This window comes from Moorena sp. SIO4E2 (assembly GCF_010671945.1).
Lineage (GTDB): Bacteria > Cyanobacteriota > Cyanobacteriia > Cyanobacteriales > Coleofasciculaceae > Moorena > Moorena producens.
Map to the genome: position 1 here is coordinate 1 of NZ_JAAHIE010001149.1, position 1,582 is coordinate 1,582.

Genomic DNA, 1,582 nt, shown 5'->3' on the forward strand with positions numbered 1-1,582 from the left:
TATGAAGTGTTTCCCATTTGAGCTGGTTTATCCACCGGCAACGTTTTCAATCAAACATCAATATTGGCCATCAATATCGGCCATCAATATCGGCGCGAGGCAAACAGGCATGGAGTATGAAGACAAGACCACCCAGATACCTTAGCCATACTTCAAGAATCCGCTCGCTCTGATACTGATTCGGATGTGCGAGGTAAAGCAATTCAACAGTTAGCTCAAGCTTGGCACGACCAGCTTTGGTGATCGCAATTTTTATGCGATCGCACTCTCCATGACCCCTTTGACCCTGATAAAGACAGAGATTACGAGAGAGATGACGAGAATTACAATCCTCGACAAATAGCCCTTCAGGCCATTCTCGAATATTATCCTAACCATTCCCAAATCCGGTCTTTATTGCGGGATAGAGCAAAGCATGACCCTGATCCTAAACTGCGGGAGTTTGCTAAGGAGCAATTAGCAAAATTATAGATAGTAAAGGGAGTCGGAAGTCAGGAGATAGGGAATAGCGGGAGATAGAGGAGATTTATATTAAGGCTAATTGTCATAACATGACATTAGCTTTCTATTGTCCTGAGTGTTTTTGCAAAAGCGAGATGCACCCTACCTTAGCCCTACTTCAACAATCGGCTCGCTCTGATACTGATTCGGAGGTGCGAGCTACAGCAATGGAACAGTTAGCTCAAGCTTGGCAAGACCATCGAGATGCCTTACGCCTACTTCAACAATCGGCTCGCTCTGATACTGATTCGAGGGTGCGACTTAAAGTACTGGAACAGTTAACTCTAGGTTGGCAAAACCATCGCGATAGCATAACCCTACTTCAAGAATGGGCTCGCTGTGATACTGATTCAGATCTGCGAGATCAAGTAATTGAACAGTTAATTCAAGGTTGGCAAGACCATCGCGATAGCATAACCCTACTTCAAGAATGGGCTCGCTCTGATCCTGATTCGAGGCTGCGAGCTACAACAATTAAACAGTTAGCTCAAGGTTGGAAAGACCACCCATATATCTTACCCCTACTTGAAGAATGGGCTCGCTGTTATAAATATTCATTTGAACAGTTACCTGAAGCTGGACAAGACCAGCCTTGGTTATGGGAATTTTTATGCGATCGCGTAGCGGCTCTTTCAGAGCATCGCACTGTCAATGACCCCTTTGAGCATAAGGGACAAAGGACATACAATCCTCGAAAAATAGCCCTTGAGGCCATCCTCAAATATTATCCTAACCATTCCCAAACCCGATCCTTATTGCAAGATAGAGCAGAGCATGACCCCGATCCTAAACTGCGGAAGTTTGCTAAGGAGCAATTAGAAAAATTAAGGGCGTTGCTGAATTAAGGAATGAATGCGCGATTATCTGGTTTTATTAAAGCCCCCTAAATCCCCCAACTTTGGGGGACTTTAAGAGTTTTGTTACCCCAATAATTGGGGGGCTAGGGGGGCGAAAACATACCCAGAATCAGCAACGGCAGTTAATTTTATGTAGGTGCTTAATTCACCATTCTAAATTCACCGTTCTACATGCTTAATTCTCCCTTCGAGAACAATCGTTCTAATACCTCTTTTGGAATTGT

The 1,582-nt window shown here is 44.2% G+C and carries 1 protein-coding gene; it reads left to right on the top strand.

The window, feature by feature from the left end:
- Positions 1 to 596 precede the first annotated feature (596 nt).
- The gene (locus F6K37_RS41630; RefSeq protein WP_287257117.1) at positions 597 to 1,346 is read left to right on the top strand and encodes a HEAT repeat domain-containing protein; all 750 of its coding nucleotides are present in this window, start codon (positions 597 to 599) and stop codon (positions 1,344 to 1,346) included.
- The last annotated feature ends 236 nt before the right edge of the window (positions 1,347 to 1,582 follow it).